The sequence below is a fragment of the Streptomyces sp. NPDC013455 genome (assembly GCF_040632975.1).
Taxonomy (GTDB): Bacteria; Actinomycetota; Actinomycetes; order Streptomycetales; family Streptomycetaceae; genus Streptomyces.
This window is the reverse complement of the sequence record NZ_JBEYCX010000008.1, coordinates 187991-214185: the sequence shown is the minus strand read 5'-3', so window position 1 is coordinate 214185 and position 26195 is coordinate 187991. Positions and strand designations below refer to the sequence as shown.

Annotated in this window: 27 protein-coding genes, 2 tRNA genes and 1 pseudogene; 11 read left to right on the top strand and 19 right to left on the bottom strand. The window is 73.8% G+C overall.

Annotated elements, in window-relative coordinates; translation table 11 throughout:
• Positions 1-17: 17 nt before the first annotated feature.
• From ehuB to ABZ576_RS15925, 6 genes are all read left to right on the top strand, one after another.
• Positions 18-935 carry an ectoine/hydroxyectoine ABC transporter substrate-binding protein EhuB gene (gene ehuB, locus ABZ576_RS15950; protein WP_360740477.1) on the top strand — a complete coding sequence of 306 codons (918 nt, stop codon included), beginning with the start codon at positions 18-20 and terminating at the stop codon, positions 933-935.
• Positions 932-1675, top strand: coding sequence for an ectoine/hydroxyectoine ABC transporter permease subunit EhuC (gene ehuC / locus ABZ576_RS15945; protein ID WP_360740475.1), 744 nt, complete (start codon positions 932-934; stop codon positions 1673-1675). The genes ehuB and ehuC overlap by 4 nt, the downstream gene beginning before the upstream one ends.
• The gene (gene ehuD / locus ABZ576_RS15940) at positions 1672-2322 is read left to right on the top strand and encodes an ectoine/hydroxyectoine ABC transporter permease subunit EhuD (protein ID WP_360740473.1); all 651 of its coding nucleotides are present in this window, start codon (positions 1672-1674) and stop codon (positions 2320-2322) included. Before ehuC ends, ehuD begins: the two co-directional genes overlap by 4 nt.
• Complete coding sequence (gene ehuA, locus ABZ576_RS15935) at positions 2312-3094, top strand: ectoine/hydroxyectoine ABC transporter ATP-binding protein EhuA (RefSeq protein ID WP_360740471.1); 783 nt, start codon at positions 2312-2314, stop codon at positions 3092-3094. Before ehuD ends, ehuA begins: the two co-directional genes overlap by 11 nt.
• Before the next feature lie 196 nt (positions 3095-3290).
• Entirely contained in the window at positions 3291-4043 is a 753-nt protein-coding gene (locus tag ABZ576_RS15930; RefSeq protein ID WP_360740469.1) for an IclR family transcriptional regulator C-terminal domain-containing protein, read from the top strand.
• Positions 4044-4190: 147 nt separating this feature from the next.
• A tRNA-Lys gene (locus ABZ576_RS15925) sits at positions 4191-4264 on the top strand.
• Positions 4265-4320: 56 nt separating this feature from the next.
• Here the strand turns inward: ABZ576_RS15925 and ABZ576_RS15920 are convergent.
• The 5 genes from ABZ576_RS15920 to ABZ576_RS15900 all read right to left on the bottom strand — a co-directional run bounded on the left by ABZ576_RS15920 (position 4321) and on the right by ABZ576_RS15900 (position 8641).
• On the bottom strand, positions 4321-4785 hold the full coding sequence (locus ABZ576_RS15920) for a DUF3592 domain-containing protein (RefSeq protein ID WP_360740467.1): 465 nt from the start codon (positions 4783-4785) through the stop codon (positions 4321-4323).
• Between the two features lie 96 nt (positions 4786-4881).
• On the bottom strand, positions 4882-5313 hold the full coding sequence (locus tag ABZ576_RS15915; protein WP_360740465.1) for a DUF3592 domain-containing protein: 432 nt from the start codon (positions 5311-5313) through the stop codon (positions 4882-4884).
• A 97-nt stretch (positions 5314-5410) separates the two neighbouring features.
• A complete protein-coding gene (locus tag ABZ576_RS15910; RefSeq protein WP_360740463.1) occupies positions 5411-6016 on the bottom strand; it encodes a lytic polysaccharide monooxygenase in 606 nt (201 codons plus the stop codon).
• Between the two features lie 124 nt (positions 6017-6140).
• The gene (locus ABZ576_RS15905) at positions 6141-7277 is read right to left on the bottom strand and encodes an SPFH domain-containing protein (protein WP_360740461.1); all 1137 of its coding nucleotides are present in this window, start codon (positions 7275-7277) and stop codon (positions 6141-6143) included.
• A gap of 74 nt (positions 7278-7351) precedes the next feature.
• Positions 7352-8641 carry a peptidoglycan-binding protein gene (locus ABZ576_RS15900; protein ID WP_360740459.1) on the bottom strand — a complete coding sequence of 430 codons (1290 nt, stop codon included), beginning with the start codon at positions 8639-8641 and terminating at the stop codon, positions 7352-7354.
• A 185-nt stretch (positions 8642-8826) separates the two neighbouring features.
• Between ABZ576_RS15900 and ABZ576_RS15895 the strand changes: the two genes are divergently transcribed.
• Together ABZ576_RS15895 and ABZ576_RS15890 are read left to right on the top strand one after the other, a co-directional pair.
• Positions 8827-8900: transfer RNA gene (locus ABZ576_RS15895), tRNA-Lys, on the top strand.
• Between the two features lie 75 nt (positions 8901-8975).
• On the top strand, positions 8976-9665 hold the full coding sequence (locus ABZ576_RS15890; protein ID WP_360740458.1) for a FadR/GntR family transcriptional regulator: 690 nt from the start codon (positions 8976-8978) through the stop codon (positions 9663-9665).
• Between the two features lie 6 nt (positions 9666-9671).
• Here the strand turns inward: ABZ576_RS15890 and ABZ576_RS15885 are convergent, their stop codons facing one another.
• The 13 genes and pseudogenes from ABZ576_RS15885 to ABZ576_RS15825 form a co-directional block, all read right to left on the bottom strand.
• A complete protein-coding gene (locus ABZ576_RS15885) occupies positions 9672-10343 on the bottom strand; it encodes a class F sortase (RefSeq protein ID WP_360740457.1) in 672 nt (223 codons plus the stop codon).
• Positions 10344-10351: 8 nt separating this feature from the next.
• Positions 10352-10915, bottom strand: coding sequence for a hypothetical protein (locus ABZ576_RS15880; RefSeq protein WP_360740455.1), 564 nt, complete (start codon positions 10913-10915; stop codon positions 10352-10354).
• A gap of 148 nt (positions 10916-11063) precedes the next feature.
• Complete coding sequence (locus ABZ576_RS15875) at positions 11064-11843, bottom strand: HAD-IIA family hydrolase (RefSeq protein ID WP_360740453.1); 780 nt, start codon at positions 11841-11843, stop codon at positions 11064-11066.
• Between the two features lie 77 nt (positions 11844-11920).
• Positions 11921-12775: pseudogene (locus ABZ576_RS15870) on the bottom strand (hypothetical protein); the annotation flags it as partial.
• A 236-nt stretch (positions 12776-13011) separates the two neighbouring features.
• A complete protein-coding gene (locus tag ABZ576_RS15865; protein ID WP_360740451.1) occupies positions 13012-14067 on the bottom strand; it encodes a 2-aminoethylphosphonate ABC transporter substrate-binding protein in 1056 nt (351 codons plus the stop codon).
• Between the two features lie 45 nt (positions 14068-14112).
• On the bottom strand, positions 14113-14910 hold the full coding sequence (locus ABZ576_RS15860; protein WP_360740449.1) for an ABC transporter permease subunit: 798 nt from the start codon (positions 14908-14910) through the stop codon (positions 14113-14115).
• Entirely contained in the window at positions 14897-15766 is an 870-nt protein-coding gene (locus tag ABZ576_RS15855) for a 2-aminoethylphosphonate ABC transporter permease subunit (RefSeq protein ID WP_360740447.1), read from the bottom strand. Before ABZ576_RS15855 ends, ABZ576_RS15860 begins: the two co-directional genes overlap by 14 nt.
• Positions 15759-16814, bottom strand: coding sequence for an ABC transporter ATP-binding protein (locus tag ABZ576_RS15850; protein ID WP_360740445.1), 1056 nt, complete (start codon positions 16812-16814; stop codon positions 15759-15761). Before ABZ576_RS15850 ends, ABZ576_RS15855 begins: the two co-directional genes overlap by 8 nt.
• 1 nt (position 16815) lies before the next feature.
• On the bottom strand, positions 16816-17472 hold the full coding sequence (locus tag ABZ576_RS15845; protein ID WP_360740658.1) for an HAD family hydrolase: 657 nt from the start codon (positions 17470-17472) through the stop codon (positions 16816-16818).
• 136 nt (positions 17473-17608) lie between these two features.
• Positions 17609-18733, bottom strand: coding sequence for a TIGR03364 family FAD-dependent oxidoreductase (locus ABZ576_RS15840; protein ID WP_360740443.1), 1125 nt, complete (start codon positions 18731-18733; stop codon positions 17609-17611).
• 132 nt (positions 18734-18865) lie between these two features.
• Complete coding sequence (locus tag ABZ576_RS15835; protein WP_360740441.1) at positions 18866-19621, bottom strand: GntR family transcriptional regulator; 756 nt, start codon at positions 19619-19621, stop codon at positions 18866-18868.
• 268 nt (positions 19622-19889) lie between these two features.
• Positions 19890-20870, bottom strand: a complete 981-nt coding sequence (locus tag ABZ576_RS15830; protein WP_360740439.1) for a hypothetical protein — start codon at positions 20868-20870, stop codon at positions 19890-19892.
• Positions 20871-21310: 440 nt separating this feature from the next.
• A complete protein-coding gene (locus ABZ576_RS15825; protein ID WP_360740656.1) occupies positions 21311-22603 on the bottom strand; it encodes an ROK family protein in 1293 nt (430 codons plus the stop codon).
• A 48-nt stretch (positions 22604-22651) separates the two neighbouring features.
• On the opposite strand from ABZ576_RS15825, the gene ABZ576_RS15820 reads away from it, so the two are divergent.
• The 3 genes from ABZ576_RS15820 (at position 22652) to ABZ576_RS15810 (ending at position 25209) form a co-directional block, all read left to right on the top strand.
• The gene (locus ABZ576_RS15820; RefSeq protein WP_360740437.1) at positions 22652-23725 is read left to right on the top strand and encodes an oxidoreductase; all 1074 of its coding nucleotides are present in this window, start codon (positions 22652-22654) and stop codon (positions 23723-23725) included.
• Entirely contained in the window at positions 23725-24246 is a 522-nt protein-coding gene (locus tag ABZ576_RS15815) for a heme-degrading domain-containing protein (protein WP_360740435.1), read from the top strand. The genes ABZ576_RS15820 and ABZ576_RS15815 overlap by 1 nt, the downstream gene beginning before the upstream one ends.
• A gap of 96 nt (positions 24247-24342) precedes the next feature.
• Positions 24343-25209 carry an LLM class F420-dependent oxidoreductase gene (locus ABZ576_RS15810; RefSeq protein WP_360740433.1) on the top strand — a complete coding sequence of 289 codons (867 nt, stop codon included), beginning with the start codon at positions 24343-24345 and terminating at the stop codon, positions 25207-25209.
• Positions 25210-25333: 124 nt separating this feature from the next.
• Here the strand turns inward: ABZ576_RS15810 and ABZ576_RS15805 are convergent, their stop codons facing one another.
• A complete protein-coding gene (locus ABZ576_RS15805) occupies positions 25334-26191 on the bottom strand; it encodes a fumarylacetoacetate hydrolase family protein (RefSeq protein ID WP_360740431.1) in 858 nt (285 codons plus the stop codon).
• Positions 26192-26195 lie beyond the last annotated feature (4 nt).

Sequence of the window (26195 nt, the reverse complement as noted above, 5' to 3'; positions counted from 1 at the left end):
TGGGTAGCCGCGCCGCCATGGCTCCACCACTTGGCAACGACGTACACACGATCCGGCCGGAACACAGACACACCCGGCGCTCGGTGCTGGCGGGCCTCGCGGCGTTCGGCGCGCTCGGCGCGGCGGGCTGCTCGCGGGTGGCGTCGGCGTCCGGCGAGGACGGCGGCGACCTGCTGGAACGGCTGCGCGCACAGGGTGTCGTACGGCTCGGCATCGCCGGTGAGATCCCCTTCGGGTACATCGACAGGGACGGCGAGCTCACCGGGGAGGCGCCCGAGCTGGCGAAGGTCGTCTTCAAGCGGCTCGGAGTGGACCGGGTACAGCCGGTGCCGACCGAGTTCGGCTCGCTGATCCCGGGCCTGAACTCCCAGCAGTTCGACGTCGTGGCCGCCGGGATGTACGTGAACGCCGAACGCTGCCAGCAGGTGATCTTCGCCGACCCGGACTACCAGATGCTGGATTCGTTCATCGTCCGCAAGGGGAACCCGATGGGGTTGCGCTCCTACGAGGACGTCGTCGCGAAGAAGGCCAAGTTCGCCACCGGCACGGGGTACGCCGAGATCCAGTACGCGGTGGAGGCCGGGTACGAGGAGGGCGACATCCTGATCGTCCCGGACCAGGTGGCCGGGCTGAACGCGGTGGAGGCCGGGCGCGTCGACGTGTTCGCCGGGACGGCGCTCACCACCCGGGAAGTGGTCCGGAAGTCCGCCAAGGCGGAGGCCACCGAGCCCTTCAGGCCGCTGGTCGGGGGCAAACCCCACGTGGACGGCGGCGCCTTCGCGTTCCGGCCGGCCGAGACCCGGCTGCGGGACGCCTTCAACGCCGAGCTGCGCAAGCTGAAGAAGAGCGGTGAGCTGCTGCGCATCCTGCGGCCCTTCGGCTTCACGGAGGCCGAGATGACGGACCTGACCGCGAAGGAGCTGTGCGGCGGATGACCTCGGGGCTCTGGGAACTGGTACTGCAAGGCGTCTGGACCACCGTCCAGCTGCTGGTGTTCAGCGCGCTGCTGGCCACGGCGGTGTCCTTCGCGGTCGGCATCGCGCGCACCCACCGGCGGTGGATCGTGCGCTTCCTGGCCGGCTGCTACACCGAGGTGTTCCGCGGCACCTCGGCGCTGGTGATGATCTTCTGGGTGTTCTTCGTGCTGCCGGTGGCCTTCGGCTGGCAGCTGGTGCCGATGTGGGCGGGCACGCTGGCGCTCGGCCTGACGTACGGCGCGTACGGCACGGAGATCGTGCGCGGCGCGCTGAACGCGGTGGACCCGGCGCAGAAGGAGGGCGGTATCGCCCTCAGCCTCACCCCGGCGCAGCGCCTGCGGCTGATCCTGCTGCCGCAGGCGGTGCCGGAGATGATCCCGCCCTTCTGCAACCTGCTGATCGAGCTGCTCAAGGGCACCGCGCTGGTGTCGGTCATGGGCATGGGCGATCTGACGTTCAGCGCGAACCTGGTGCGGCTGGCCCTCCAGCAGAGCGCGGAGATCTACACGTACGTGCTGCTGATCTACTTCGCGATCGCCTTCGTGCTGACGCGGCTGATGCGCGGTCTGGAGAAGCGGCTGAAGACCGGGGTCGGCAAGGATCCCGGGACGGAGCGGGCGGCGCGTGAGCGCAAGCGCGCCCAGACGACCGGTGTGGGCGCCGCGGGCGGCGCGGGCGTGGGCGGAGGTGCCGCATGACGTGGGACTGGAACGCCGTCAGCGCGTTCATGCCGGCCTTCCGGGACGGGCTGCTGGTGACGCTCGAGGCCCTGGCGCTCGGTTCGCTGCTGTCCTTCACCCTCGGCCTGGTGTGGGCGCTGCTGATGCGGACGCCGGCCCGGTGGGTGCGCTGGCCGGTCGGGGTGGTCACGGAGTTCGTGCGCAACACCCCGCTGCTGGTCCAGCTGTTCTTCCTCTTCTACGTGCTGCCCGAGTGGGGCCTGACCTTCTCCGCGCTGGCCACCGGCGTCTTCGCGGTCGGCCTGCACTACTCGACCTACACCATGCAGGTGTACCGGGCGGGCATCGAGGCGGTGCCGGCCGGCCAGTGGGAGGCGGCGACGGCGCTGAACCTGCCCCGGCGGCGGACCTGGACCGCGGTGATCCTGCCGCAGGCGATCCGGCGGGTGGTGCCCGCGCTCGGCAACTACGTGATCGCCATGCTCAAGGACACGCCGATGCTGATGGTGATCACCGTGCCGGAGATGCTCGGGCGGGCCCGGCTCTTCTCCCAGCAGCACTTCCAGTTCACCGAGCCGCTCACCGTGATCGGTGTGGCCTTCATCCTCGTTTCCTACCTGGCCTCCCTTCTTCTGCGAGCACTGGAGCGACGTCTTGTCCGTTGAGACCAGCAAGCGGCCGGCCACGACCGGCACCCTGCCGACCGAACTGATCCGGCTGGAGGGCGTGACCAAGCGGTTCGGGGACAACACCGTCCTCGACGGTCTCGACCTGTCCGTGGAAGCGGGCCGGCACGTCACCCTGATCGGGCCCTCGGGCTCCGGCAAGACCACGATCCTCCGGCTGCTGATGACCCTGGCCAAGCCGGACGAGGGCACGATCACCGTCGACGGGCAACGGCTGTTCCCGGCGCCGGAGAAGCAGGTCCGCGAGGTCCGCAAGAAGATCGGGATGGTGTTCCAGCAGTTCAACCTGTTCCCGAACATGTCCGTCCTGCGGAACCTCACCGAGGCTCCGGTGCGGGTGCTCGGGCTGTCGAAGGACGAGGCGGAGGCGCGGGCCCGGGAGCTGCTGGACCTGGTGGGGCTGGCGGACAAGTGCGACGCGAAGCCGACCCGGCTCTCCGGCGGGCAGCAGCAGCGGGTGGCGATCGCCCGGGCGCTGGCGATGCGGCCCCGGGTGCTGCTGCTGGACGAGGTGACCTCCGCGCTCGACCCGGAGCTGGTCGCGGGCGTGCTGGAGCTGCTCGGGGACATCGCGCGCAGCACCGACATCACCATGCTGTGCGTGACCCACGAGATGGGGTTCGCCCGGGACATCTCCGACAAGGTGCTGATGTTCGACGCGGGCCGGGTCATCGAGGCGGGACCGCCGGAGCAGATCTTCGGCGACCCGGAGCACGAGCGCACCCGGGAGTTCATCAGCGCGGTCCTGTGAACACGGGGTGTGAACCGGGAAGAGCCGAGGTCCGGCCGTTGGATCATTCCTCTGGCATATGCCAGAGGATCTCCGTCCCAGTTCGGGGCACGGGCGGGCCCGGCACAATCTCGCCAACTCCCTCTCCCCGGTGTCCTTTCGGCGGTTATCGTGGAGAGGATCCGCCGACCCGGAGCGCGGCCGAGGGGGAACCGACATGAGGATCGAACCGACCGCCCCGTACCACTCCGCGCAGGACGCGCTGCGCGTGCTGGAGACCGTGGCCCGGCACTCCGCCGGTGTCACCGACGCCGAGCTGGCCCGCCACACCGGTCTGCACCCCGACCGGCTCACCGCCCTGCTGCGCATGCTGCGCCGGGAGGGCTACGTCGAGCAGATCGCCGACGGCGCGTACGTCACCGGCGACACCCTGCGCCGGCTCACCTCGGCGCACGACCGGGAGCGGGCCCTGCGCGACAAGCTCCAGCACACCCTGGACCGGCTGCGCGACTCGGTCGGCGCGGCCGTCTACCTGAGCCGGTACGTCGACGGCGAGGTCCGGGTCACCCAGTACGCCGCCGGGCCGACCACCCCGGCGGTCAACGAGTGGGTGGACTTCCGCTGCTCCGCGCACGCCACCGCCGTCGGCAAGAGCCTGCTGACCCAGCTGGACCACAACGCCCGCCGCGACCACCTCTCCCGGCACAGGATGGCCCGGCTCACCTCGCGCACCATCACCAGCGACAAGCTGCTGCTGTCCCGTCTGGAGTCCCAGCCGCCGACCGTGCCGGTCCTGGACCTCCAGGAATACGCGATCGGCACGGTCTGCGCGGCCGTGCCGGTCACCGCGGGCGCGTCGGCGGGCTGCCTGGCGCTGTCCCTTCCGGTGGAGCACGCGCACCGCCTGAAGCGGGCGGCGGAGACGCTGAACCGCAGCGCCGCCCCGGTGCTGCTGTCCCTCGCGCTCTAGCAGGTGTCCCGGTCGACCAGGCCGGCCCATGATCGGCGAGCCCCTCCGGGACGGCGTCCGGGGTGGTCACGAGCACCCCTCAGGACCGGGTAGTATTTTCCTCGTCGCCAGCCGCGGGAAACGAAAACCGCGGTCGGCGGGAGTCATGCGCCGCTAGCTCAGTTGGTTAGAGCAGCTGACTCTTAATCAGCGGGTCCGGGGTTCGAGTCCCTGGCGGCGCACCGGACCGAGAGGCCCCTCGCGGAAGCGAGGGGCCTCTCGGCGTCTTCCGTGAGTGCTACGGCATCAGGCCGCCCGACTCGCTGAACATCGAGTGGGCCGTCACCACGAAGCCGACGCAGAAGGAGCCGGCCACCCCGAGCAGGACCAGACCGAAGCCGGTGCCGACGGCGAGCCTGCCGGGCGAAGGCGCCTTGGCGGTGGCCCGCTGGGGAAGCTCCGGCAGATAGCGCACGGTGACGAAGTCGCCCTCCAGGACGGTCGCCGGGCCGCCCTCCTCCTCGAAGCGGACCGTGCGGCCGTCGCGGGCCGTGAACTCGTAGACGTGGTGCAGGGTGGTGCGAACGGACGTGTCCCCGCCGCCTCCGCTGGTCGTCGTGTACATCCGCAGGCAGCGCGCCTCGGCGGTCAGGCCGTGCGCCCACGTCCTGCTGAGCCGCCGGGCCCGGCGCACCAGCAGGAACGCGGCGAAGGCGAAGCCGGCGAGCATGACGCCGGGCACGGCGTAGAAGAACAGTTCCATGGGATCCCCCGAGGTCGGGTACGCCGTCTCCGCTCGGCCGGCGTGCGAGGAACGTACCTGGCGCGCGGGCCGCGCCACCTCAGGGGAAGCTCAGTATCAGTACCGTGACAGTGTGATCCACTGCTGCACGGTGAAGATCGCGCAGCCCGCGAGCACCGCCAGCCAGACGACGGTGACCGCCAGGTCCCTGCCGGGGCGCGGCTCGGCGGCGGTGGCCCGGTCGGGCCGCTGCGGGGTGTAGTGGACCAGCACCTCCTCGCCCACCGCCCGGTCGGCCGGTCCGCCGCTCTCCTTGAAGCGGACGGCACGGCCGTCGTGGGTGGTGAAGTCGTACTCGTGCCACTGCACGCGCCGGGCGGCGTTGTTGACGACCTGGCTGGTCGCCCAGGCGCGCACCACCCTGGCCCGGGCGGTGAACCCGCTGTCCCAGGCCGCGAGCCGCTGCCGCGTCCGGCGCACCATCGCCACGGCGCCCCCGGCGAGGATGGCGAGCAACCCCGCCATGCTGATGTCGAACAAGGCGTCCATGCCGCCTGTCACCCCCGTGTCGGTTCTCGGACCCACGTGCGCCGGCGCCGAGGCGGGCAGCCCCGGGCCGGCGCAAGCGGACCTTACCGAACGGCGGTCAGAAGGTGACGTCCGAGCAGGCGTAGAACGCGTTGCCGGTGTCGGCGATCGTCCACACCGCGAGGATGACGTGGTGCCCGCTCAGGCCGGTGGGCAGGGTGCCGCTGTGGCTGAGCGTGGCCGGCGGGCGCTGGCCGTTGTAGGGCACCGTCAGGAACGGGGTGAGGTTGAGGTCCGAGCGGGCGAGGTTGTGGCTCTGGTTCCACCCCGGCTTGGTGATGTAGTACCGGAAGTCGGTCGTGGCGTGCATGGCGGTGAACTGCCATCGGAACGTGTACGACTGACCGCCCGTCACCCGGGTGGTGGGCCAGGCCGCGCCGGACGGCGTCTTGGGTGCGCTGAGCTGGGAGAACTGACCCAGACCCGCGTTGCACAGCTGGCCGTCGGCGGGTCCGCCGGCCGGGAAGCCCTTGGGGCCCTCGACGCTCTGCGGCTCCCACTGGATCTGGCCGCAGTTGGTCACGGTGCCGTTCTGGCAGAGCTTCTGCCTGCTGATGGGGAGGTCGGTGTAGCCGTGCCCGCTGGCGCCGCCGGTGGAGAGCGCGAACGCTCCGGCGGTCACCGCGCCCAGCACGACGGCGGACAACTTGGTCTTGGTGCGCATGCTGCCGCTCCTGGAGAACGTGGGGAGTTCGATGAGCCGTGCAGGTAGGTCTAGACCAAGTCTCAGATTATTGGCGACAGTTGAACATGTCCATACCAATCGAGGACTCGCTCCGCACCCGGCGCTACACCGGCTCGCCGCGCCCCGAGCAGAACGCCACCGTCAGGTCACGGACCAGCACCTTGCGTTCGTAGTCGTCCAGTTCGACCAGACCGCGCACGGTGAGCCGGGTCACCGTGTCCTCGACCGAGTCCACCACCGAGCTGAGCATGGTGGCCCGCTGCCGGGCGTCCAGCGCGGCGATCCGGCGCCGGTGCACCGCGGAGGCCACCTCGGGGGCGTAGTCCACCCGGACCGGCTGCACCGAGAACACCTCCACGCCGACCGGCGCGGTCTCCGTGGCCACCAGCCGGGTCAGCGCGTCCCCGGCCGCCGTCGCCCCGCCGCGCACCCCGCCCGCCGGCTCCACCGGCACCCGGGCCAGCGCCGCCTCCACACACGCGCGCAGGTACGTCTCGTGGTCCTCGATGCCGAGCAGGGCCCGCGCGGTGTCCCGCACCCGCCACACCACCAGCACCACCACCCGCAGCGCCAGCCCGTCGGGGTCCACCGCCGGCATCGCCTCGCTGCGCCAGTGCCGCAGCCGCACGTCCACCCGGCGGCGCAGCACCAGCGGGTTCACCCACAACAGCCCGGTGCGCCGGACCGTCCCCCGGTAGCGGCCGAACAGGCCGAGCACGAAGGCCCGCCCGGTCCGCCCCCGGGCCAGCCCGCCGAAGCCGAACGCACCGAGCATCCCGGCCCCGGCGTACGCGGCCCACTGCGCGGGACCGAGGCCCGCGCCCGCGTACGCCGGCAGCCGCAGCGCCTGCGCGGCGAGCGACGGGAGCAGCCCCGCCCACCAGGTGGTGGCCAGGCAGCCGGTGAGCCCGCAGGCCCCGGCGAGCACCCCGGCCGCGCCCGGCAGCACCCGCGCCGGGCGTTCGGCCAGCCCCGCGTCGACCTCCGGCAGCGGCCGTCTGCGCACCGGCACCGGGCGGTGCTGGCGGGGCTGCTCGCCGGTGCCCTGCCGGCGGGCCACCACGGCCGGTTTGAGCGGCACCCGCACCGGGTCGGGATCGTCCCGGAAGAGCAGGTGGACGGGGATCTCGGTGGTGCCCTCGTTGTGGATCAGACGGGCCGGCCGCATGCCGTGGCCCGTCGCACCGCCGTCCGGCTGCCCCTCGGACCCGGGCGGCGTATGGGATGTGGTCGTACTCATGCGTGCTCCAGCCTCCGCGCCAGACGCGTCATGAACAGGGGTGGGTCGTGCGGGTGGTGCCGGGGCGGGCCCGGCTAGGCGAACAGGCGGCGCCAGGTCTCCGGGCCCGGATAGCCGTCGGCCGCGCCGCCGCGCCAGCCCTGGGCGCGCTGGAAGGCCTCGACGGCCCGCCGGTCCGCGTCGCCCCAGTGCGGACCCGGACCGAGGGTGTAGAAGCGGCCGAACCCCTTCTTCACCAGCTGGGCGCCGAGCCGGGTGACGTGGTCGTTGGTCGCACCCGGCCGGAAGAAGTGCCGGCCCGGGTAGCCGGGCACCCCGTGCGAGGCCGGCGCGGCCGGGCCGGCCGCACCGGACGCGATGTCCTTGCCCTTGCGGGTGACCAGCAGCTCCCAGGTGCGCGGGCCGGGCAGCCCGTCGGCCTCGGCGCCCGTCCAGCCCTGGGCCTGCTGGAAGGCCAGGGTGGCGCGCCGGTCCGACTCGCCCCAGACCGGACCCGGGCCCTTGGCGTAGTACGCGCCCGCGCCCCTGGCGATCAGCATCTCGCCGAGCAGGGTGACGTACGTGTTGTCGGCGCCCGGCCCGAAGCGGGCGGCGCCCGGGTAACCGGCCGCCGCCTTCCCGGCCGCCGCCGACTGGGCACCCGCCGCGCCCTGGGTCACGCCCTTGTAGCGGTAGGGGACGTACTTGTCGGCGTGGCTCCAGTACGGATAGGGGGTGGTCTGGCGGCGGGTGCGCGGGGGCGTCTGCTCGTAGACCGTGTAGTAGGTGTGCGTGTGGTCGGTCCAGCCGCCGAAGATCACCACGTGGGACCCTTTCTCCGGGTCGTCCGGGTTGTGGTAGAGCAGGATGTCACCGGGCTGGAGCTCCTCCTTGGTGATCTTGACCCCGAACTGGCCGAGGCTGCCCGTCCATTCGTTGTTGGGCAGGCCCCAGGCCATCGAGACGTAGCCGGAGCAGTCCTGCCGGTAGCCGTCGGACCAGAAGGCGTACATGCTGTACGGCACCTGGGCGGCCACCCAGATCTTGGCCCGGTTGATGATGTCGGTGCGGGTGGTGGCGGGGATCGGGACGGCGCCGGAACCCGTGGGCTTGCCCGCCGGGCCGTGCAGCGGGGCCTTGGCGCCCTGCGGGGTGTCGGGCTCGCCGTCGCCGGGCAGGGCCTGGCGGTGCGGGGAGTGCCCGGGGGCCTGGGCGGCGGCCGGGGCGACCGCGCCGAGGGCGGCGGAGGCGGCGGCCGCGACCACCACTGTCCGGGCCGCCACGCGGCCGGGCAGCGGGCCGGGGAGCGGCCGTCGCCGGTGGACGCAGCCGGGGCAGTCGCAGTCGCTCGCGGGGTCGACGTCCTCGAACACCGGAGCGGTCATGCGATCTGCCTCACATTCGGGGGTGATTTGTCCGCGAGTGTGCACGTTGATCAGTTTCCCAACTGGGCTCAGAACGCGCATTTTGACGGTCCGAATGATGTACGCGGCCCCGCCCGCCCCCGTCCGCCACCTCCCGGCGGTCGGGAGCACCCCTCCAGGTCAGGTAGAGTTTTCCCTGTCAGCAGGCGCCGCTAGCTCAGTTGGTTAGAGCAGCTGACTCTTAATCAGCGGGTCCGGGGTTCGAGTCCCTGGCGGCGCACCGACCGAAAGCCCCTCGCGGAAGCGGGGGGCTTTTCGTATGCCCTCCCCCCGAATGGCCGGATACCCTCTGGCCATGGCAGCCCGGGACCTTCAGGAGCGGATCAAGAAGCTGATCGTGGACCAGCGGCTGCCCTCGGGCGCCCCGCTGCCCACGGAGCCCGAGCTGATGCGGCTCCTCGGGGCGAGCCGGAACTCGGTGCGCGAGGCGTTGAAGGCGCTCCAGGCGATGGGGATCGTGGAGATCCGGCACGGGTTCGGGACGTACGTCGGCTCGATGTCGTTCGCGCCGATGATCGAGGGGCTGGCCTTCCGGACCGTCGCCGGCCACTACCGCGGCGAGGACTCCCTGCTGCAGCTGCTGGAACTGCGCGAGGCCGTGGAGACCGGGCTGGTGTCGCGGCTGGCCGGGCGGCTGCCGGAGGCGGACCTCGTGGCCCTGGAGGCGCTCGTGGAGCGCATGGAGCGGGAGGCCGCCGAGGGGGCCGGGCTCGCCGAGACCGACCGTGCCTTTCACGCCACCCTCTACCGGGGACTGGACAACGTGCTGCTCGGCGAGGTGCTGGAGGCGTTCTGGGACGCCTTCCACCGGGTGCAGCAGGACCTGGTGGACATCGCGCAGGATCCACGGGTCACCTGCCGCCAGCACCGGGAGATCCTGGACGCGGTGCGCTCGGGCGACTCGCTGCGGGCCGAGCGGGCCATAAGGGAGCACTTCGGCAACATCCGCAGCCGCCTGTCCCCGGTGGCCGTCCCCCACGGGTGAACCGCCTCAGCGGACCGTCCCGGTGAGGTAGGCGGAGACCACCACGTTGGCCGTGTAACTGCGGTCGGCCCGGTCGAAGGAACCGCCGCAGGTGATCAGGCGGAGTTCGGCCCGGCCCGGTTCGCGGACGCCGTAGGCCTGCCGGGCGTCGAAACCGTCGCGGGGCAGGACGCGGACGTCGTCGACGGTGAACTCGGCGACCCGGCCGTCCGCGCGCACCACCCGGACCCGCTCCCCGGGCCCCATGCTGCTGAGCCGGTAGAAGACGGCGGGCCGGGTCTCGGTGTCGACGTGCCCCACCAGCAGGGCCGCCCCGGCGGCGCCGGGGGCGGGGCCGGCGCCGTACCAGCCGACCACGCCCGGCTGGTCGTAGGGCGGCGGATCGACGGCTCCCCGGGCGTCCAGGCCGCGGGCCACCACCGGGGCCTGGACTCCGAGCCGCGGGATGTCGACGCGCTGGGGCGGCGCGTCGCCCAGGGGCTTCGCCGGGCGCGGCAGCAGGGCGGGGTCGGCGGGGTGGCCGCGGGCGAAGACGTCGCCCGTGGCGGGGCCGTCCGTGCTCGGCCGGACGCCGGTCACCCCGCGCCCCCACAGCCAGAGCCCGAACAGCAGCAGCATCCAGGCCAGCACGGTCACGAGCCGTCCGCCGCCCGGACCGCGTGCCTGCTCGTCGGACATGGCGCCGGTCAGCGGGCCCGGCGGCTCCGGCGGGCGCGCAGCCCGACCGCGACCGCGGCGACCCCGGCGAGCGTCAGGCCGGTCACCGCCTGCCCGGTGTCGGGGCCGGAGCCGCTGGTGGCCACCGTGGCGAAGTGCGCGGTCCCGCCGCCGCCCGCGGGGACCGGGGCGACGGGCGAGGCGGGGGCGGTGGAGGGCCGGGTGGGCTCCGCCGGCCGGGCACCTCCCGCCGCGGCGACCGTGATGCCGCCGGTGATCACGTGGTCGGCGCAGGTGACCTTCACGGTGTAGGTGCCCGGCTCCAGGTCGCTGCGGACCCGGGTCTCGCCGGCCAGGGCGCCCTGGGCACCGGTCAGCCGGGCGTCGGAGACGAACGCGGCGGAGGCGGCCGTGCCCTGCTCACCGGCGCAGCCGCCGACCCGCAGGGTGACGTCGTCGCCCGGTGCGGGGGTGGCGGGGGTCAGGGCGACCGAGCCGCCGTCCGCCGCGTCCGCCGCGTGGGCCGCGGGGGCGGCCGCGACGGTGGCGGCGGCGAGCATTCCGGTACAGAGAGTGAGGCGTAGTGAGCCCATCGTGAACCTCCAGTACCAGGAGACTCCCCCGCTCCGGGCGCCCCCGCATCCTCGGGAGGCGCCCCGCTGCTCCGAACGGGTGACGGCCGGTTTCGCCGCGGCCGCCCCGCTCGCACCGGGCGGGTTCCGGCCCGGCTCGCTCCCCGGCTCAGACCAGGTCGACGAGGTCCGCGATGGAGTCGACGACCTGCGACGGGCGGAACGGGTAGTGGTCGATGGAGTCGGGCTGGGTCACGCCGCTGAGCACCAGGAAGGTGCGCATCCCGGCCTCCAGGCCCGCCAGCACGTCGGTGTCCATGCGGTCGCCGATCATCGCGGAGGTCTCGGAGTGGGCGCCGATCGCGTTCAGCCCGGCCCGCATCATCAGCGGGTTCGGCTTGCCGACGAAGTACGGCTTCTTGCCGGTCGCGGCGGTGATCAGGGCGGCGACCGAGCCGGTGGCGGGCAGGTCGCCCTCGATGGAGGGGCCGACGTTGTCGGGATTGGTGGCGATGAACCGGGCGCCGTTGTTGATCAGCCGGACGGCCTTGGTCAGGGCCTCGAAGGAGTAGGTGCGGGTCTCGCCGAGGATCACGAAGTCGGGGTCGTGGTCGGTGAGGATGTAGCCGATGTCGTGCAGCGCGGTGGTCAGACCGGCCTCGCCGATGACGTAGGCGCTGCCGCCGGGCCGCTGGTCGTTCAGGAACTGGGCGGTGGCCAGGGCCGAGGTCCAGATGTTGTCCACCGGCACGTCCAGGCCCATGCGCCGCAGCCGGGCGTGCAGGTCCCGGGCGGTGTAGATGGAGTTGTTGGTGAGCACCAGGAAGGGCCGGCCGGACTCCCGCAGCTTCTTCAGGAAGGCATCGGCGCCGGGGATCGGCACCCCCTCGTGGATCAGGACGCCGTCCATGTCGGTGAGCCACGACTCGATGGGCTTGCGGTCTGCCATGCTGTGCGTCTCCTGGCGTACGTACGGTCGGGGAGCGGGGGCGCCGGAACCACGGCGTACCGACGCCCCCAGCCTAGTCAGGACCGGCCGATCCGGACCCCGTCGATCACCCAGTACCAGTTGTTGCCGCCGGTGTACCGGAAGCGGACCCGGGCGCTGGTCGCCCCCGCGGGCACCTGGAGGGTGACGCTCTCGGTGCGCGAGGGCACGTCGGCGGTGTACGTCCGTACGGCCACCGGGGTGCCGTCGTCGTAGGAGACGAGGACCTCGCCCTTCTGCGGGGCCTCCTGCCGGTAGTAGGTGGTGTACGTCAGCACGGCCGTGCCGCCGCCGGTGACCGGGTAGGCCGGGCTGACCAGGGTGGAGTCGAAGGTGCCGGTGAACGCCTTGTCGCTCCACTCGTCGCCGTCGGCGACCGCGAAGACGTTCCGGGCGCGGACGTTGCACTCGCGGTTCTGGTCGCGCTGGGCCTGGGTCCAGAACTCGTCGGTCGTGAAGGACCAGCCGCGCCACTCGGTGACTCCGCCGCCGCCCATCGCGGAGTTGTCGACGGACCAGCCGGGCGGCGGGGTGTGGGTGAAGCCGACGGTGGCCGCCGGGATGCCCGTCTCGTCGACGCGGGTGCCCAGTGAGCCGCGCAGGGCGTCGAAGTCGTCGGGGGCGGGCTGCTGGACCGGGCGGCCGTCCAGGCCCCAGGCGGGGTCGAGGGCGATGCCGAGGTGGGCCAGGGCGGAGGCGGCGACGTCCGGCATCTTCACGTCGTACCGCACGGACCCGGGCGCGAGCGTCGGGCCGGTGGCGATGAGGAAGGTCTGCCGCTCCTGGAGGGTGGAGCCGCCGTGGCCGCCGGCGTCGGTGTGGCCGTGGTCGGCGGTGACCATGATCAGCCAGTCCTCGGCGGCGTACGCGGGCCGGGCCTTCACGGCGGCCAGGGGGTACGGGTGGCGGCCCGGGCGGCGGATCCGAGCGGGCCGGCGGACGCGGCCACGGCGGCGGAGAGCAGGAAGGCACGGCGGGACATGCGGGGCACGGAGACCTCCGTGGGAGAGGGGCGGACGTACGTGCGGGGCATGGCGACGCCCCCGGTGGTGCCAGGGGCGTTGCGGGGTTTCGCGGCGGTGCGGGCCGGCTGCCGGTGGCGGACTTCCAGTCCTCGCGGCGGTGCGGGTCAGCTGCCGGTGGCGGACTTCCAGTCCTCGACGTACGACGTGAGGTTCTTGTCGATGTCGTTCCAGTCGGGCTCGAAGATCTCGACGCCGTCCATGATCTTGGCCAGCGCGATGGCGTTGGCGTCCGTGGCCTTGACGTCCCGGCGGGCGGAGAAGCCGCCGCCGATCTCGCTGACCTCCTGCTGCTGCTTGCGCGCGAGCATGAAGTCGAGCAGCTTCCTGCCGTTCTCGCTGTGCGGGGCCCCGGTGACCAGGCCGGCCGCGTAGGGCAGGGCGAAGGTGGTGGGCTTCCCGCCGGGGCCGGCCGGGAACCAGATGCCCAGGTTGGGCATGTCCTTGGACTGGGCGTGGTTCATCTGCACGTCACCGTTGGCGACGAGGAGTTCCCCCTTGTCGACCTTGGGGGCGAGCTTGCCGGTGGAGGCGGACGGGCCGACGTTGTTGGCCTGGAGCTTCTTCAGGTAGGCGAGGGCCTGGTCCTTGCCGCCGAAGTCGTGCATGGCCTTGATCAGTACGGCGGTGCCGTCGCCGGCGACGCCCGGGGTGGAGTACTGGAGCTTGTTCTCGTAGGTGCCGTCGAGCAGCTCGTCCCAGGTCCTGGGGGCCTGCTTCAGCTCCTTCTTGTTGTAGACGAAGCCGAAGTAGTTGTTGACGACGGAGGTCCAGGTGCCGTCGGCGGCCTTGTCGGCGCCGTCGACCCGGTCGGCGCCCTGGGGGACGTACTTCTGCAACAGCCCCTTGCCGTCGGCCTGCTGGATGAAGGGCGGGAGCGTGACCAGCACGTCGGCCTGCGGGTTGCTCTTCTCGCGGACGGCACGCTGCACCATCTCGCCGGAGCCGCCCTCCACGTACTCGACCCTGATGCCGGTCTGCTTCTCGAAGTCCTTGAAGACCTGGTCGTACCAGCCGTCGCCGTTCTCGCCCTTGAGGCCGTCGGCGCTGTAGACGGTGACGACCCTGGCGTCGGACGCGGCGGAGGAGCCGCCGCAGGCGGAGAGCGCGGGCGTGGCGAGGACGGCGAGGGCTACGGCGAGCGCGAGGCGGTTTCCGGGCATGGCGAGGTGAACTCCTGGCAGGGGGAACGGTGTTCGGGGGAGGGATCAGCGGTACGACGCCCGGGTGCGGACCCGGGAGACGGCGAACAGGACGAGCAGGGTGGCGGCCATGAGGACGACGGCGACGGCGGAGCCGGTGAACAGGGCGCCGCGGTCGGTGGCCGCGTGGATCAGGACGGGCAGCGGGGTCCAGTCGGGCGGGTAGAGCATCATCGTGGCGCTCAGCTCGCCCATGGAGAGGGCGAAGCAGAGGCCGGCGGCGGCGCTCAGCGAGGGCAGCAGCAGCGGGAGCCGCACGCGCAGCAGGACGTAGGAGGGCCGGGCGCCGAGGGAGGCGGCGGCCCGTTCGTAGGCCGGGTCGAGCCGGGCGAGGGCCGCCGACACCGACTGGTGGGCGAAGGCGGTGACCAGCACGGTGTGGGCGACGATGACGATCCAGCGGGTGCCGTTGAGCAGCAGCGGCGGCTGGGAGAACGCCACCAGCACCGACAGGCCGACCACCACGGACGGCACGGCGACCGGCAGGACGAACAGGGCGTCGAGCAGCCGGCGGTGACGCTTCCCCAGGGCGGCCGCGGCCAGCGCCGCCCAGGTGCCGAGGGCCAGCGCGAGCAGGCTGGCGGCGAGCGCCGTGACCAGGCTGGTGGTGAGGGCCTGGAGGGCCTCGCCCCGGGTGGCGGCACGGTAGTGGGCGGTGGTCGGACCCGAGGGCAGGACCCCGGACCAGTGGGTGGCGAAGGAGGCGCCGAGGATGACGAGGAGGGGCAGCGCGAACAGCGGCAGGAAGAGGACGAGGAACCCCGCCCACACGGCCCACCGGGCCTTCCGGCTATGCACCAGCACGACGGCTCACCACCCGGTACAGGCCGTACAGGCCCACGGAGATCAGGACGCTGACGACGGCGACCGCGCACGCGCCCGGGTAGTCGGACTCCAGGATCGCCTTGCTGTAGACGAGCATCGGCAGGGTCGTGACGCCCTTCGCGCCGGTGAAGAGCACGATCCCGAACTCGTTGAGGCACAGCACCAGAACGAGGCTCCCGCCGGCCGCCAGCGCGGGCAGTGCCTCGGGGAGGATCACCTGCCGGACGATCCGCGGGGCCCTCGCGCCCAGCGAGGAGGCCGCCTCCAGCTGGGCGGTGTCCAGCTGCGCGAAGGCGGCGAGCAGCGGCCGCATCACGAACGGCGTGAAGTAGGTGACCTCCGCCAGCAGCACGCCCCAGGGCGTGGTCAGGAACTGGACGGAACCGACGATGCCGGTGCTGCCGTAGATGAACAGCAGCGCGAGCGTGATGAGGAAGGAGGGGAAGGACAGGTACACGTCGATGAAGCGCGCCACCGCCTTCGCCCCCGGGAACGGCACGAACGCGATGACCAGCGCCAGCAGGAAGCCGAGGACCAGACAGCCGGCCGTGGAGGCCCCGGCCAGCCACACGGTGGTCCACAGCGCGTGCCGGAACGCCTCGGAGGCGAACACGTCGGCGTAGGGCTGGAGGGAGGTGCCTCCGGTGTCGGGCTGGAGGGACTGCCGGACGACGAGGGCGAGCGGGTAGAGGAAGAAGAGGGCGAGGAGCACGACCGGCGGCAGGGCCCACAGCAGCGCCCCGACGGGGCGTGGGTCTGCCGGCGGTGTGCGGCCTGCGCCGCGCGGGCCCGCCGGGCCGCGGACGGCCCGGCCGTCCTGTACGGCCTCAGCCATGGCTCACCCCCGCGGGCAGCAGCACGGCGTCGTCGGAAGCGAAGTGCAGGCTCACGCAGTCCCCGTGCCGCGGCGGGTCCTTCAGCTCCCGCACGTCCGCCATCACCGCGTGCCCGTCGACCTCCACGTACAGCCGGTGTGTCGCGCCGCGCCACTGGATCTCCCGCACGACACCCGCGAGCCGGTTCGGTCCCTCGCCGAGGCCGACGAGATGCGGCCGTACGCACAGCGTGGCCCGCGCCCCCGCGACCGCGTCCGCCGTGTCCACCTTCAGCTCGGTGCCGGCGAAGCCGACGCCCCCGGTGCCCACCGTCACCGGCAGCAGGTTCGCGTTGCCCACGAAGGACGCCGTGAACTCGTTGGCCGGGGACCGGTACAGCTCCCTCGGCGTGCCGCACGCCTGCAGCCGCGCCCTGTCCATGACCGCGATCCGGTCGGCCAGGGTCAGCGCCTCGACCTGGTCGTGGGTGACGTACAGCATCGACACGTCCGGCAGCTCCCGGTGCAGCCGGGCCAGTTCGGCCAGCATGCCGGACCGCAGCCGGGCATCGAGCGCGGACAGCGGCTCGTCCAGCAGCAGCACGTCCGGCCGGATGGCGAGCGCGCGGGCGATGGCGACCCGCTGCTGCTGTCCGCCGGACAGCTCGCGCGGGTACCGGCGGGCGTACGCGGCCATGCCGGTCATCTCCAGCGCCTCGGCGACCCGCTGCCGGATCCCGCTCCTGGCGACCTTGGGGTTCCTGCGGGCCTTCAGGCCGAAGGCGACGTTCTCGTCCACCCGCAGGTGCGGGAAGAGCGCGTACTGCTGGACGACCATGCCGATGCCCCGCCGGTACGGCGGCAGGTCCGTCACGTCCCGGCCGCCGAGGAGCACCCGCCCGGACACGGGCCGGACGAACCCGGCGACCGCCCGCAGCGCGGTGGTCTTCCCGGATCCGGACGGCCCGAGCAGCGCCATGACCTCGCCCGGTTCGACGGTCAGGTCGAGGGAGTCGAGGACGACGTCACCGTCGTAGGCGACCGTGACGGAGTCGAAGCGGATGCCCATCTCACCCGGCTCCGGCGAGCAGGGCGGGCAGGGAGGCCACCGAGTCCAGGACGTGGGTGGCTCCGGCGGCGCGGAACTCGGCGTCCCCGTGGGCGCCGGTGCGCACCCCGGCGACCAGGCCGGCTCCCGCGCGTACGCCGCTGAGCACGTCGTACGACGTGTCGCCGACCACGGCGACCTGCCGTACGCCGTCCGCCGCCTTGGTCCGGACGAACGCCTCCAGCACCATGTCGGGGAACGGCCGGCCGCGCCCGCCGGCGTCGGCCGGGCACAGGGTCAGCGGGACGAGGTCGCGCCAGCCGAGGGCGTCCAGGACGGCGTCCTGGGTGGCGCGGGCGAAGCCGGTGGTCAGGACGACGGTACGGCCGTCCGCGGCGAGTTGCTCGATGGCCTCGCGGGCGCCGGGGACCGGGGCGATCCGGCCGCCGTCGACGAGCGCGCCGTAGGCCTGCTCGAAGGCGGTGTTGGCGCGCCGGGCGCGGTCCTCGTCGCCGTACAGGTGGCGGAAGACGGTGATCTTGGACTCGCCCATGGTGGCGCGGACGTGGGCCAGCTGCTCGGCGTGCTCGGCCGAGCCGGGGGCCACGCCCAGTTCGGCGGCGGCCGCGGTGAAGGCGCGCTCGACCAGACCGCCGTCGGCGACGGTGGTGCCGGCCATGTCGAGGACGACGAGCCGGATGTCGGTGCGGGGGCCGGAATCGGCGGTGTGGTCGCCGGTGTCCGTGCGCGTGCCGGTGTCCGTGCGCGTGCCGGTGTCGTCGTGGCGGTCGGTGGTGACGGGTGTCATGGGGTACTCACCAGCCCAGTTCGTTCGCGGTGGTCTCGGCTATCGCGGGTGCGCAGGTCATGCCGCGCCCGCCGGGCCCGGTGACCAGCCACACCCCCTCGTGCACCTGCTGCCGGTGCACCACCCGGCCGGGCTCGGTGCACTGCGCGTACACCCCCGCCCAGCGGCGCCGGACGCGCGGCAGCGGCCGGCCGAGGAGGGACTCCACGACGCCGGTGAGGTGCTCGTAGGGCTCCTCGGCGGTGTCGAAGGCGAAGGGGTGCTCGTACTCGTGGGTGTCGCCGATGGTCAGGCCGCCGTCGGCGCGCTGCACCATGAGCAGCTGCATCCGGTGGGCCGCGGCGGTCTCGGCCTGCGGCTGCCGGGCGTTGAGGTCGTCCAGCGCCGGGGAGGCGTAGGCGGGGTAGTAGCGGAAGCTGTCGGCGTCGGCGACCGACGTGGTGAGCGGCTCGCCGAGCGGATCGGTCTGCATCATCTGGAGCCGGACCCGGCGTACGGGCAGGTGGGGCCCGGCCAGTTCGCGGACCAGGCCGCCGAGCCAGGCGCCGGTGCACAGCACGACGGCGTCGGCGTGGTGCACGTCCCCGTGGTCGTCGCGGACGGTGCCGGGGCCGGTCACCTCGCGCACCTCGCGGCCCGGCAGGAAGGTGTAGCCCGGGGAGGCCAGCAGCCTCTCGCGCAGGGCGAGTTGCGCGGTGCGCGGCTCCACGGCCGCGTCCCGCTCGCAGTACAGGGCGGCGGTGAAGTCGCCCCGCAGGGCGGGGTTGACGGCGCGGGCCTCTTCCGCGGTGAGCAGCTTGTAGCCGCGGGCGGCGGCGTCCGCGCGGGCCACGGCGGCCTCCGCGACGGCGAGTTCGAGCGGCCCGCGCACGGGGGTCAGCGACCCGTTGGCCCGGAACCCGAGGGCCGGGACCCGGCCGCCGATCCCCTCCCACAGCTCGCGCGCCCGCAGGGCGGTCTCCAGTTCCTCACCACCGGCGCGCCCGCTCACCCAGATCTGCCCGAAGTTGCGCAGCGAGGCGCCGCGCGCCTCGGCCTCGCGCTCGATCTGGACGACCTGGTGGCCGCGCTCCACTGCCTGCCAGGCGTGCATGGTGCCCACCACGCCGGCTCCGACGACTGTCACTTTCACGACGGCAACGCTCCTCGCGATCGGAGAACCGGAACGGTCCGGCTGCCAACGAGAGCGTGAACGACCCATCACGTTTGGGCTAGACCCGTTATCCGTTCGTGACAATCAGAGGGGTGCTCTTGGGAGTGTTCGTCAGCCTTTGAGATGGGCGGTGAAGGAGAACCTGTCCCCCCGGTACAGCGACCGCACCCGTTCCAGCGGGCGTCCCTGCGCATCCCGGGACACCCGGTGGATCAGCAGCATGGGCAGGGCGGGCGGAGTGCCGATGAGCAGGGCCTCGCGGGGTGTGGCCAGCACGGTCTCGATCCGCTCGTCGGCGTCGCCGAAGACGATGTCCTGGGTGGTGAGGTAGGCGTAGAAGGAGGAGTCCGGGTCGAAGTCGCTCCCCAGCCGCGGGACCCGCGCGACCGCGACGTACGTGCTCTCCAGGCCGACCCGCTCGTCGTCGGCGAGCAGCACGCGCTCCAGGTGCCAGACCGGCTCGCCCCGGGTCAGTCCGGTCTCGGCGGCCAGCGCCTCCGGGCACGGGAAGCGGTCGAGGGTGACGAGGGTGCGCCCCGGCGTACGCCCCTGACGGCGCACACCCTCGGTGTAGCTGGCGAGGGCGAGCGGCTGCGCCAGCTTGGGCCCGGCGACGACCGTCCCGCGGCCCCGCCGCCGCAGCCGTCCCTCCAGCACCAGCTCCCGCACGGCCTGCCGCACGGTCTCGCGGGCCACGTCGTACCGCTCGGCGAGATCCCGCTCGGTGGGGATGACGCTGTCCTCCCCGAGCTCCTCGAGCAGCGCGGCGATCCGCGCCTTCACCGCGTAGTACTTGGGGATCCGCCCGTGCTCGGGGATGCCGGCACGGACGGGCGCGCCGGGGGCCTGGTCATTGGGGTAGTCCACGCAGGGATCGTCGCAGACGCGGGGCGCGGGCGGGGCGGGTGGGTACGGGCCGGGACCGGGGCGGCCGGGGCGACTTGGGGGTAGTGGGGCGGGGTGGGGGTGGGGGTGGGGGTGAGGGCCGGGGCCGGGGTCGGGGTAGTGGGGCGGGGGTGCGGTGGGGGTGAGGGCCGGGGTCGGGGTCGGCTCGGCGGCGGCCGGGACGGGGGTGTGCGGCACCGCCTCGGCTCGACGGCGGCCGGGACGGCGGATGTACGGCATCGGCCCACGCTCAGCGGCGGCCGCGGGCCAGCAGGAACGCGCCGGCGCCGACGGCGAGCAGGGCGGCACCGGCCGCGAGCAGCCCGGGGGCGAGCCCATGCCCGGTACGGGCCAGCTCGCGCGCCCGTTCACGGGCCTCCCGCGCCTCCTCGGCGAAGGGCAGCGCGGAGTCCGGGTCGTCGGTGGCATCGGGGGCGTCGGCGCCGTCGGGGTCGTCGGCGCCGTCGGGGTCGTCGGGGTCGTCGGGGTCGTCGGGGTCGTCGGCCTGGACACTGCCGGACGGCGTCTCCGTCACCCCGCCGGCGCCCTGCCCGCCTTCCGCGTCCTCCGCGTCCTCCGCGTCCTGCCCGTCCGGCGTCTCCCGCACCTGCTGCGCTTCCTCCTCTTCGTCTCCCTCTTCGCTTTCCCCGCTGTCCTCGCCCACCGCGAAGCGGTACGCGTCCGACTCCCCGACCCAGTCCCCGTCCTGCCCCCGCCGCTGCACGACGGCGGCGTTGGCGGTGACCTGGCCGGCCGCGGTGTCGGGGCCGAACGCGAGCCGGACCCGGACACTGACGGTCTCGCCGGCCGGCACGGTGAACCCGCCGAACCCGGCGCCGTCCAGCACCCCGACGAGTTCCTGCTCGTCGGTGCTCTCGAAGGTCACCGGCCGCATGCGGGAGCCGTCGTGGAAGTCCAGCCGGGGCTGCGAGGAACGCAGCGCGCGCTCGTCGTCGACGAGGACCACGACCGGGTGGATGCCGGCGCAGTCCCGGTCGGTGGCGTTGGTGAGGTCGATGTACCAGGTGCCGTACCGGCCGCCCGCCTCGTAGGAGTCGGGTCCGCCGCGGATCCGGGCGGCCAGCGGGAAGACCCGCGCGTCGGCGGCGACACAGGACGGGGCCGAGGCGGCGTGGGCGGCTTCCGGCGACACGAGGACGCCGACGGGGACGACGACGGCGGTGGCGGCGGCTGCGGCAAGGCAGAGGGACGAGGGCGTGCACAGTCGCATGAACACATGACCATGCCGGGTGGACCCGCGGTTCGGGCGGCGCCATTCCGGGAGCGGGCCGAAGTCCGCTCGATCGGCGGCCTCCGAAGGGGCGGACGGGCATCGGAGGAGGCGGGCAGTCACCGAAGAGGCGGGCGGTCACCGAAGGGGCGGGCAGTCACCGAAGAGGCGGGCGGTCACCGAAGGGGCGGGCGGTCACCGAAGAGGCGGCGGCCGTCGAAGAGGCCGGGTGGGCACCCTGCCGACCCGGGGCCCCCGCCGGCCCGGGGACACACCGCCGCCCGGGGACAGGCCGCCGGCCCGGGGACGCACCGCCGCCCGGGGACAGGCCGCCGGCCCGGGGACACACCGCCGACCCGGGGCGCACCGCCGGGCCCGAGCGCACCGGCGACAGCCCGCGACCCGGGCCCGAGCCCCGAGCCCCGGCCGCCGCCCTCACCTCACGCGTCCCCGCGCCCGAACAGCGGCGCCAGCAGCAGCTGCGCGGCTCCCTCGGCCACCACCCGCTCCCCTCGCGGAGCGACCCGTACCGGCACCGGTCCGCCGCGCACGCCCTCCCGGCGGGCCCGCGCGTCCAGCACCTCCGCCACCCCCCGCACGTACGCCTCGGGGGCCTTGGCGACCGTCCGGCCCCCGAGCAGCACCACGTCGATGTCCAGCAGCCCCACCAGGTTCCCGGCCGCCACGCCCAGCACCCGCGCCGCCTCGGCCGCCTCACCCCGGGCCGCGGCCCCGAGGCAGAGCACCTCCACGCACCCCCGGTTCCCGCACTCGCACCGGGGCCCGTCCAGCTGGATCACCTGGTGTCCGAACTCCCCGGCCCCGGTGCGCGCCCCGCGGTGCACGCCGCCGCCGATCACCAGCCCGGCCCCCAGCCCCGTACCCAGGTGCAGATAGGCGAAGGACCGCCCGGCCGCGTCCGGTGCGCCCCCGACCGCGAGACCCAGGGCGGCCGCGTTGGTGTCCTTGTCCACCACCACCGGCACCCCCAGCCGTTCCGCGAGCGCGTCCCGCAGCGGAAAGCCGTCCCACTCGGGGAAGCCGGTCACCCGGTGCAACACCCCCCGCACATGATCCAGCGGCCCGGGAAGCGCCACCCCGACCCCGACCAGCGACCCCACCTCGACGAGCCCGCCACCGGAGGCCACATCACCGGCCGGTCCCTCCGCAGCGCCGGCCACCGCGCCCCCGCCCGCCCCCGCCACCGCCTCCCGGGCGACGGACGCCGTACTCCCGCCGTCCGTACCCGGCCGCTCCCCCACCGGCCGCTCCCGCGTCAGCCGCTCCCGCACCAGCCCTTCCACCGCTTCGCACACCGCCCCCAGCACGGCCTCCGCCCCCGCCCCCAGGTCCAGCTCCGCGCGCCGCTCGCCCACCACGGCCCCGTCCAGGTCCAGCAGCACCGCCCGCAGCTCGTCGCGGTCCAGGTGGACCCCCACCGCGTGCCCGGCCTCCGGCACCAGCCGCAGGACGGTGCGCGGCTTGCCGCCGGTGGACGCCCGGCGGCCGGCCTCCGCCGCGAGTCCGGCCGCCCGCAGCCGTGCGGTGATCTTGCTGACGGCCTGCGGGGTCAGGCCGGTGCGCTCGGCCAGCTCGAGCCGGCTGACGCCCTCCGCCCCGGCGTCCCGCAGCAGTCCCAGCACCAGCGCGGTGTTGTGGCTGCGCACCGCCCCCAGATTCGCGCCCGCGGGTTCGCCGTCGCGCGTGGTCCTCGTCCTGTTCACGCCACCCATTCTGCCCACCGCTTGCACTTTCGCAACAGCGTTGCCAAAGTGGGGGGCATGACTGCAACGCCCCTCCGTGTCGGCCTGATCGGCTACGGCCTCGCCGGCTCGGTCTTCCACGCCCCGCTGATCGCCGCGACCGAGGGCCTCGCCCTGGACAGCGTGGTCACCTCCAGCCCGGAACGGCAGGAGCAGGCCCGCGCCGAGTTCCCGGACGTGACGCTCGCCGCCGGCCCCGAGGAGCTCTTCGAGCGTGCGGCCGAACTGGACCTGATCGTCATCGCCTCGCCGAACAGGACGCACGTCCCGCTGGCCACCGCCGCCCTGAAGGCGGGCCTGCCGGTGGTCGTGGACAAGCCGGTCGCCGGCACCGCCGCCGAGGCTCGCGCGCTCGCCGCCCTCGCCGACGAGCAGGGGCTGCTCCTGTCCGTCTTCCAGAACCGCCGCTGGGACAACGACTTCCTGACCCTGCGCCGGCTCCTCGCGGACGGCGAACTCGGCGACGCCTGGCGCTTCGAGTCCCGCTTCGAGCGCTGGCGCCCGCAACTGAAGGGCGGCTGGCGGGAGTCCGGCGACCCGGCGGAGATCGGCGGTCTCCTCTACGACCTCGGCAGCCATGTCGTCGACCAGGCCCTGGTCCTCTTCGGCCCGGTCACCGAGGTGTACGCCGAGACGGACGTCCGCCGCCCCGGCGCCGAGACCGACGACGACACCTTCATCGCGCTCACCCATGCGAGCGGGGTCCGCTCCCACCTCCACGTCTCCGCCACGGCCGCCCAGCTCGGCCCCCGCTTCCGCGTGCTCGGCTCCCGGGCGGGCTACGTCAAGTACGGCCTGGACCCGCAGGAAGCGGCCCTGCGCGAGGGCAGCCGCCCCGGCACCACCGCCGACTGGGGCGCGGAGGACGAGTCGCTGTGGGGCCGCATCGGCTCCGGCGAGTCGCCGCTGTCCGGCGGCGGCAGGCCCGTGCCGACCCTGCCCGGCGACTACCCCGCCTACTACGCCGCCGTCGCCGACGCCCTGCGCGGCGCCGGCCCCAACCCGGTGACCGCCCTGGAGGCGGCCGCCGCCCTCGACGTACTGGAGGCGGCCCGCAGGTCCGCCCGCGAGAAGGTGACGGTGACCCTCTGATGCCCCGGACCATGCCCGGCAGCACCCCCGAGCCCGCCCCGTCGGTCGAGGAGCTGGAGGCGCAGCAACGCCGGCTGGTCTTCGGGCGGTTCACCCACGACGACGCCTGGCGGCTCGGTTCGCTGCTGGTCCGGCTGGCCCGGGAGCGGGAGCTGCCGGTCGCCATCGACATCCACCGCGCCGGCCAGCAGCTCTTCCACGCGGCCCTGCCGGGCTCCACCCCGGACAACGACGCCTGGATCATCCGCAAGCGCCGGGTGGTGGAGCGTTACGGCGCCCCCTCCTACCTGGTCGGCGCCCGCTTCCGGGCCAAGGGCACCACCTTCGAGGAGTCCTCCCGTCTGGACGCGGACGCGTACGCGGCGCACGGCGGCTCCTTCCCGGTCACGGTCGAGGGCGCCGGTGTGATCGGCTCGGTCACCGTCTCCGGTCTGCCCCAGCTCCAGGACCACCGGTTGGTGGTGGAGGCGCTGGAGCTGTTCCTCGGCGGCGCGGAGTCGCCCGGCGGCGCGGAAGGCTGAGACGGCGGCGGGAATCATCCGGGGCCACCCTCCGGTTGGCAGTGGCGGAAGACGTGCGGATCACGGCACCGCCCACCACCGGAGGGACCACACCCGATGACCACTTCGCTGAAGGACTCCGTCGGCCGCCACGGCGTCTGGAGCGTCGAGCTCCGCTCGGAGGACCCGGCCCGGCGGGGCGAACTCGACGAGGCGGCGGCCGAGTTGGAGGAACTCGGGTACGGCGCCCTGTGGCTGGGCGGCAACAGCACGGCGGACCACGCGGCCCCGCTCCTCGCGGCGACCCGGCACCTCACCGTCGGCACCAGCATCCAGAGCGTCTGGCAGCAGGACGCGGCCACGACGGCGGCCGGCTTCGCCGTGGTGGAGGCGGCCCATCCCGGCCGGTTCGCGCTGGGCCTCGGGGTCAGCCACGGCCCGCTGGTGAAGGACTACAGCCGCCCGTACGCGGCGATGGTCGGCTACCTCGACCAGCTGGACGAGGCGGGCGTCCCCGCCGGGCGCCGCGTGCTCGCCGCGCTGGGCCCGAAGATGCTGGACCTGTCCCAGGACCGCGCGGCCGGCGCCATCCCCTACCTGGTCACACCGGAGCACACCGCCCGGGCCCGCGAGATCCTGGGTGAAGGGGCGCTGCTCGCCCCCGAGTTCAAGGTGGTCCTGGAGAGCGACCCGGCTCGCGCCCGGGAGACGGCCCGCGCCTACCTGGCCCGCTACCTGGAGCTGCCCAACTACACCAACAACTTCCTGCGCCTGGGCTTCACGGACGCCGACGTCGCCGGCGGCGGCAGCGACCGCCTCATCGACGCGGTCTTCGCCTGGGGCGACGAGGCCCGCATCCGCGAGCGCGTCACCGCCTTCCACGAGGCGGGCGCGGACCACGTGGCCCTCCAGGTGGTGACGGCGGAGCCGGCCGGCGCCCTGCCGAGGAAGGAATGGCGGACCCTCGCCTCCCTGCTGGCCTGAACCGGCCGGCTCCGCGGCGCGGGGCGTGCGCGGCCCACGGCGGCCCCGCGACTCCCCCGCGCTCACAGCGGAGCGGCCGGGGCCTGTCCGGCCATGCGCGTCGGACAGGCATCGTCAGGCACCCCTAGGCGTCCTTGAGCTCCTGCCGCTGCCGGCCGAGCCCGGTGACCTCCAGTTCGACCACGTCCCCGGCCCGCAGATACGGCTTCGGCTCGGGCCGGCCCATCGCCACCCCCGCGGGCGTCCCCGTGTTGACGACGTCCCCGGGGTACAGGGTCATGAACCGGCTCAGGTACCGCACGACCTCGCCGACGGGGAAGATCTGGTCGGCCGTCGTGCCGTCCTGCTTCAACTCCCCGTTCACCCACAGCCGCAGCGAGAGCTGCTGCGGGTCGGCGATCTCGTCGGCCGTCACCAGCCAGGGGCCCAGCGGGTTGAACGTCTCGCAGTTCTTGCCCTTGTCCCAGGTGCCGCCCCGCTCGATCTGGAACTCCCGCTCGGAGACGTCGTGCGACACCGCGTATCCGGCGACGTGCGCGAGCCCCTCCTCGGCGGAGTCCAGGTAGCGGGCCGTACGGCCGATGACGACCGCGAGCTCCACCTCCCAGTCGGTCTTGGCGGAGCCGCGCGGCACGAGCACCGTGTCGTGCGGCCCGACGACCGTGTCGGGCGCCTTGAGGAAGACGACGGGCTCGGGGGGCGGCTCGACCCCCGTCTCGCGGGCGTGGTCGTGGTAGTTGAGGCCGATGCACACGACTTTCCCGATGCGGCCGAGCGGGGGCCCGATCCGCAGTCCGGCCGGGTTCAGGGCGGGCAGCCCGCCGGCCTCGGCCGCCGCCCGCACCCGCTCCAGCGCGGTGTCGTCGGCGAGGAGCGCACCGTCGATGTCGTCCACGAGGCCCGACAGGTCCCGCAGGGTCCCCCCGGCGTCGAGCAGCGCGGGGCGCTCCGCGCCGGCCGTACCGACTCGCAGCAGCTTCATGGTC